The sequence below is a fragment of the Streptomyces sp. RP5T genome (assembly GCF_003933965.1).
Lineage (GTDB): Bacteria > Actinomycetota > Actinomycetes > Streptomycetales > Streptomycetaceae > Streptomyces.
In genome coordinates this window covers 1-6,726 of sequence record NZ_RSAJ01000459.1, presented here as the reverse complement: position 1 = coordinate 6,726, position 6,726 = coordinate 1, and the positions used below count along the sequence as shown (strand labels likewise).

The following is a 6,726-nucleotide window of genomic DNA, read 5'->3' as shown; positions in this document are numbered from 1 at the left end:
CACCCACCCCTACACCCAGGCGCTGCTGTCCGCCGTGCCGGTGCCCGACCCGGAGGCGCGCGAGCACCGCGAGCGGATCATCCTCGCCGGTGACGTGCCGTCCCCGACGAACGTCCCGTCCGGCTGCCGCTTCCGCACCCGCTGCTGGAAGGCGCGGGAGCGCTGCGCGCTGGAGGTCCCGGCGCTCGCGGTGCCGGCGGAGTTCCGGGGCACGAGCGGACCGGCCGCGCACGACTCGGCGTGCCACTTCGCCGAGGAGATCAAGGTGGTGCCGCCGAAGGGGGCGGAGTAACACGGCGGCAACTCGGCCGACCCGGTTCCGATATACGGACGCGCCAGTCTCTATGACGTACGGCCGTGCGGGTGCCGTAAGCGGGCCGGGACGCGCCATGTCGTCCCGGCCCGCTGCCGTGCCTACGCCATGCCCAACGACCGCTTCAGGAAGTCGAGCTGAAGCCGCAGCAGGTTCTCCGCGACCGTCTCCTGCGGGGTCATGTGGGTCACGCCGGACAGCGGCAGCACCTCGTGCGGGCGGCCCGCGGCCAGCAGGGCCGAGGACAGGCGCAGGGAGTGCGCGACCACCACGTTGTCGTCCGCGAGACCGTGGATGATCATCATCGGGCGGTGCGGCCCGACCGCGTCGACCAGACCCTCGTCGTCGATCAGCGAGTTGCGCCGGTACACCTCCGGCTGCTCGTCCGGGTGGCCGAGGTAGCGCTCCTGGTAGTGGGTGTCGTACAGGCGCAGGTCGGTGACCGGGGCGCCGACCACTGCCGCGTGGAAGACGTCCGGGCGGCGCAGTGCCGCGAGGGCGGCCAGATAGCCGCCGAAGGACCAGCCGCGGATCGCGACCCGGTCCAGGTCCAGGGGGAAGTTCCCGGCGAGCGCCTGGAGCGCGTCGACCTGGTCCTGGAGGACCACCGCCGCGAGCTCGTCCCGGACGGCCTTCTCCCAGGCGGGGGAGCGGCCCGGGGTGCCCCGGCCGTCGGCCACGACCACCGCGAATCCCTGGTCGGCGAACCACTGCGAGGTCAGGTGCGGGTTGTGCGCGGCGAGCACCCGCTGACCGTGCGGACCCCCGTACGGGTCGAGCAAAACCGGAAGGAGGCTGTCACCGGCGTAGTCCTGCGGCATAAGCACGGCGCACGGAATCCTCCGTGCGCCCCCCTCGGTGAGCGTCACGCGCGGGGTCAAACCAGGATCTTCCGCATATGACAGGACAGTCGCCGCCTCCTTGCCGTCACGCAGAATCCGCGCGCGGGAGCCCGGCCGGTCGAGGGTGGACGACACCAGCACGGTCACGCCCCCGGCGCGCACCGCCGAGTGCACGCCGGGCTCCTGCGACAGGCGCTCCACTCCGAGCTCGTTCACCCGGTAGACGTGCACCTCGCCGGTCTCCGGTGACGCGGCCTCCGCGCCGGCCGAGGCCGAGACCAGCACGTCGTCCCGGGTGACGTCCAGCACCGCGCGGACGTGCAACTGCGGGCCGGTCAGCACCCGTTCACCGACCGCGAGCACCCGTGCGCCGCCCTCGTCGGCGATCCGCACAAGCTGTCCCGAGGGGCTCCAGCAGGGCACCCCGGGGAAAAGATCAAGCCAAGTTGGATCTTCGTCCGCGTGCACCATCCGGGTCGCGCCGGACTCCGGGTCCACCGCCAGGTACAGCTGACTGCGCTGGTCGCGCGCCTGTACGAGCAGCAGCGGGGCACCCGCGGCTGACCAGTGCACATGCGCCAGGTACGGATAGCGCCGCCGGTCCCAGGAGACCTCCGTGCGCACCCCGTCCAGCGTGATCACGAACAGCCGTACGTCCGCGTTGGGGGTGCCCGCCGCTGGGTACGGGACGTGGTGTGGCTCACGCTCCGGGTGGGCCGGATCGGAGATCCACCAGCGCCGCACCGGCGTGTCGTCCACGCGCGCGACCAGCAGCCGGTCCGACTCCGGCGACCACCAGAAGCCCCGTGACCGGCCCATCTCCTCGGCCGCGACGAACTCCGCCAGACCGTAGGTGACGTGGTCCGACTCCGCGGCGGCGAGCACCCGGTCGTCCTCGCCCTCGGCGCCGACGACCCGCACGGAGCCCCGGGCGACGTACGCGACGTGCCGTCCGTCGGGGGCCGGGCGGGGGTCGATCACCGGCCCCTGGGTGGGCAGTTCACGTGCCGTGCCGGCTCGCAGCTCCGCCGTGAAAAGCCGCCCTGACAAGGCGAAAGAGGCCAACTCCACGGCCGCGTCGGTGGCGTAGCCGACGATGCCGGCGCCGCCCTCACGGCTGCGCTCGCGGCGCGCCCGCTCCTCGGGCGAGAGGCGTTCCTCGGTGCCGCCCAGGAGGGCGCGCGGGTCGGCCGCCACGCGCTCCCCGCCGCCGGCCGCGTCGAGCACCCACAGTGAATTGGCCGGGTTCGTGCCGGAGTTCGAGCGCAGGAACACGACACGCGATCCGTCGGGCGCCACGGTGAACGCGCGCGGCGCGCCGAGCGTGAAGCGCTGGGTACGGGCGTGCCGGCGGGGAAAGGAGTCAGGCTCGGTCGTCATGCCCCGACCATATTGGCCATGCGCCCCCTTGTGCGGCCGTGCGCCGACGGATGCGCAGGCCCGGATAGTTATGATCACTACCGCATAGTGGGTATGAATCCGCTGGCTGCTGTATGGATTTGTCTGCCCCCATAGTTCCGTTCCCGTCCGACCCCCCACGTCCCTGGGTTCTTTGGAGGTGAGCCGCCGTGGCACTCTCGATTTCGGCGGTGGTGCTGCTGGCGATCATCGTCTTCCTGCTGATCAAGAAGTCGGGCTTGAAGGGCGGTCACGCGGTCGTGTGCATCCTGCTCGGCTTCTATCTCGCCGCTTCCTCGATCGCCCCGACGATCAGTGAGCTGACGACGAACATCGCGGGCATGATCGGCAGTATCAAGTTCTGACCGTCCCGGCACTCGGGCTCCGGACCGTGGCTGACCGGAGCCCGCCCCATGTCGACCTGTTCCGTTCCTTCGTGGTTCCCGGCTCCGTAAGCTTGGCGGATCCAGGACAGGCGAAGGACGGGGCGGCGGCGCGTGGACAGGGACAACGTTGACGATCGACTCCGGAAGCTGGCGAAGGCTTCGCCCAACTTCGGACGGTTGTACGGATACCAGCCCCTCCTGGCCATCTACGGCTCGCAGGCGGAACTCACCGTCCTGACCAATCCCAACGCTGCCTACGTCAGCGCCGGGCAGTTCGGCGAGGTCCTGGCCGAGGAGTTCGTCACCCGTACCGGCACGCGGGTCGAGGGCACGACCCAGTTCGACCGCCTCAACGCCCTCACGCGGGCCGGGGTGCTCGTCGGCTGGAGTCGTGAGGCGTTCGACAAGCTTCGCCGGGGCCGTAACGACGCCGCGCACAACCACCTGTTCGACACGACAAAGGCGCTCGAAGCGCTGAAGTTGTGCTGGCAGTTGGGTGACCTCTTCGACAGGGCCATGGGTGGGACACGGACCGTGTCCGCCTTCGTGCCGCCGACACTTCCGGGCGATGCCCAGTCCACTGACCCCGAGGAGATCGCCGAACTCCAAGAGGCGTTGGAGGGGCATCGACGGTCACTGGCCGAGTCACGCGTCAAGCTGTCCGAGACGAGCAACCGCCTGGAGGCCGAGCGGCGGGCACGTGCCGAGGCCGAGGCGCTGATCGCGAGCGCGCAACAGCAGAAGTCGGCATACGCCGCCGAGATCGAGGACTTGAGGGCCCAGGTCGCCGAACTGCGGGTGGCCCACCAGCAGCAGTACGACCGTGAGCGCCTGAAGCCGCGCAAGGTCGCCTCCGCGGCCCGCGAGGCCATCGTCGAACGCGCACAGCGCCCCGCGCCCCTCAACGAGGTGCAGGCGCGCAAGAAGATCGACGCGATGCTGACCAAGGCCGGCTGGCTGATCCAGAGCAAGGCGGAGGCCAACCCGCTCGCGGGCCAGGGCGTCGCGGTTGAGGAATTCACCCTGGCCACCGGCCGCGCGGACTACGTCCTGTATGTGGACGGCAAGATCGTCGGCGTCATCGAGGCCAAGCGGGAGGGAACGCCGCTCGCGGGAGCCCTTGCCCAGAACGAGCGGTACGCGGCCGGTGTGCTCAAGGAGCATGCCATGGCCGTGTGGCGTCGGGAGGAGCCCTTCGCGTTCCGTTACGTCAGCACAGGCACGGAGACGTACTTCCTCAACCGTGTCGACCCGGACGCCCGCTCGCGTGAGGTTTTCGCCTTCCACCGCCCCGAGACCATCGCTGCGTGGATGAAGCGGGCCGATGAGGAACCGGACGCGCCCACCTTCAGGGCGGCCCTTCGCACGAGCCTGCCGCTCCTGGAGACGCACGGCCTGCGCATGGCCCAGGTCGACGCGATCACGAACCTTGAGGGCTCACTGGCCGCCGACAAGCCGCGCGCCCTCATCCAGATGGCGACGGGCGCCGGCAAGACGTTCACGGCTGTCACGCAGACCTACCGCTTGCTGCGCCACGCGGGCGCCCGGAGGGTCCTGTTCCTCGTCGACCGCAATAACCTCGGCCGTCAAGCCCACGCGGAGTTCGACAAGTACCGCACGCCCGACGAGAACCGGAAGCTCACCGACCTCTACAACGTGGACATGCTGGGCCGTAGCGGCCTCCAGGACACGTCGGCGGTCGTGATCTCCACGATCCAGCGGATGTACGCGCTGCTCAAGGGCGAGGAACTTGTGGACGGGCCGGAGACGGACGAGCCGGAGGCGGATGAGCCTCAGACGAGCGAGACGTCGGCCGCGGACGCGGGTCAGGGCAGGGACGACAAGAAGGTCTCGAACCTGGACGAGACCTACGCGGCGGACGAGCCGATCACGGTCGAGTACAACCCGGACGTCCCGATCGAGTCCTTCGACGTGATCGTGATCGACGAGTGCCACCGCTCGATCTACGGCCTGTGGCGCGGCGTCCTGGACTACTTCGACGCCCACCTGGTCGGCCTCACAGCTACGCCCACCCGTCAGACGATGGGCTTCTTCGATCACAACATGGTGTCGAAGTACACGTACGAGGAGGCTGTCGCCGACGGCGTCAACGTGGACTTCGACATCGTGCGCCTGAACACCAGCATCCGCGAGGACGGCGGCGCGAAGATCGAGGCGGGTACGACGGTCCGTATCCGCGACCGTCAGACCCGCAGTCAGCGCTATGAGGAGCTGGACGAGGACTTCGAGTACACCACCGCGCAGCTAGGTCGCACGGTGATCACCGAGGACGAGATCCGGGCCGTCCTGACGACATACAAGAACAGATGGCAGCGGTGGTTCCCGGGCCGCGCGGACCTGCCGAAGACCCTCGTCTTCGCGGCGGGCGACGACCACGCCGAGGAGGTGCTGAAGCAGGTCAAGGAGGTCTTTGGTCGGGGCGACGAGTTCGCGAAGAAGATCACGTACCGGTCGAGGCAGAACGGCGACGACCCCGACTCGCTCATCAATGACCTGCGCAACTCGCCGAGGCTGCGGGTGGCGGTGACGGTCGACATGATCGCCACGGGCACGGACGTGAAGCCGCTGGAGTGCGTGATATTCCTCCGGTCGATCAAGAGCCCGGTGCTCTTCGAGCAGATGAAGGGCCGGGGTGCGCGCTCCATCGACCCCGACGACCTGAAAGCGGTGACGCCGGACGCGGCTCCCGACCTGACGAAGGACCGTTTCGTCCTGATCGACGCGGTGGGCGTCACGGACTCGCCCTTGGTGGACGCCCGGCCGCTGATCCCGGCAGGGGAGAAGAGCGTGTCGCTGGCGAAGCTCCTCGACAAGACCGGCACGCGGTCCCTGACGGCCGACGAGGCGGAGACGCTGGCGCGACGGCTGGCCCGTATCGACCGCCAGTTGGGGCAGGAGGAGAAGGGGCTGCTGGCCCAGACGTCCGGGGGCGTGAGCCTCGCGGATCTTTCCCGCCGCATCACCGACGCCGTGGACGTGGACGAGCAGGACCGGGCCCGTCATGAGGGCGGCCCCGAGCTGGCCAAGAAGCTGGTCCAGGACGCGGTGGCCCCGCTCACCGCCAACCCGGAGCTGCGGAAGCTGATCCTGGAGATCCGCCACCAGCAGGACCTGACGTACGACGAGACGACCGAGGTACGGGTCATCGAGGTCCGCGAGATACCGCGCGAGGAGAGGGCTCAGAAGGAACTCGCCGAGTGGAACGCGCTGCTGGAGAAGGAGCAGCGGGACGAGAACGCGGCGATCCGGGTGGCGCTGGGCAGCGGCGCGCGGGTGAGCCCGCGGGAGGCCCGGGACGCGCTGAAGGAGCTGGCGGGCCGGATTCGGGCGACGAACCGAGCGTGGACGACGGGCGTGCTGTGGGACCACTACGAGCAGCTCGGCAAGGCGGCCGCCGGCCCTGGCAAGGAGGCGGGTCTGGGCGACTTGGTGCGGCTCATTCGCTTCGAGCTTGGCGCCGACGAGGAGCTCCGTCCGTACCGTACGGTGGTCGAGGAGCGCTTCGAGGGCTGGCTCCTGCGACAGGAGCAGGCGGGTGTGGAGTTCACCGAGGAGCAGGTGTGGTGGCTGGAGCGGATCAAGGACGCCATCGTCAATGACGTGGGCATCGAGCCGGGGGACTTCGGACACGCACCTTTCACTGAGCGTGGCGGAGGCCGGGGCTTCATGCGGGCGTTCGGGGACAAGGACACGGCGTTGGAACTGTTGGATGAGCTGAATCAGGAACTGGCTTGAGCGTGAGTGTGGATGGGGAGCGGGGGCTTCC

Annotated in this window: 4 protein-coding genes; 3 read left to right on the top strand and 1 reads right to left on the bottom strand. The window is 69.5% G+C overall.

The window, feature by feature from the left end; genetic code table 11:
- A partial coding sequence (locus EHS43_RS33355; RefSeq protein WP_369009062.1) for an oligopeptide/dipeptide ABC transporter ATP-binding protein occupies positions 1-292 on the top strand: 292 nt, incomplete at its 5' end.
- A gap of 122 nt (positions 293-414) precedes the next feature.
- On the opposite strand, the gene EHS43_RS33350 is transcribed toward EHS43_RS33355, so the two are convergent.
- The gene (locus tag EHS43_RS33350) at positions 415-2,535 is read right to left on the bottom strand and encodes a prolyl oligopeptidase family serine peptidase (RefSeq protein ID WP_125194391.1); all 2,121 of its coding nucleotides are present in this window, start codon (positions 2,533-2,535) and stop codon (positions 415-417) included.
- Positions 2,536-2,723: 188 nt separating this feature from the next.
- Here EHS43_RS33350 and EHS43_RS33345 point away from each other — a divergent pair, with 188 nt between their 5' ends.
- On the top strand, positions 2,724-2,918 hold the full coding sequence (locus EHS43_RS33345; protein ID WP_031041890.1) for a hypothetical protein: 195 nt from the start codon (positions 2,724-2,726) through the stop codon (positions 2,916-2,918).
- Positions 2,919-3,116: 198 nt separating this feature from the next.
- Entirely contained in the window at positions 3,117-6,695 is a 3,579-nt protein-coding gene (locus EHS43_RS33340; protein ID WP_260470823.1) for a DEAD/DEAH box helicase family protein, read from the top strand.
- The last annotated feature ends 31 nt before the right edge of the window (positions 6,696-6,726 follow it).

Coding starts and splice junctions, on each gene's coding strand:
- EHS43_RS33350 (WP_125194391.1), bottom strand. CDS start 2,535: ATGACGACCGAGCCTGACTCCTTTCCCCGCCGGCACGCCCGTACCCAG.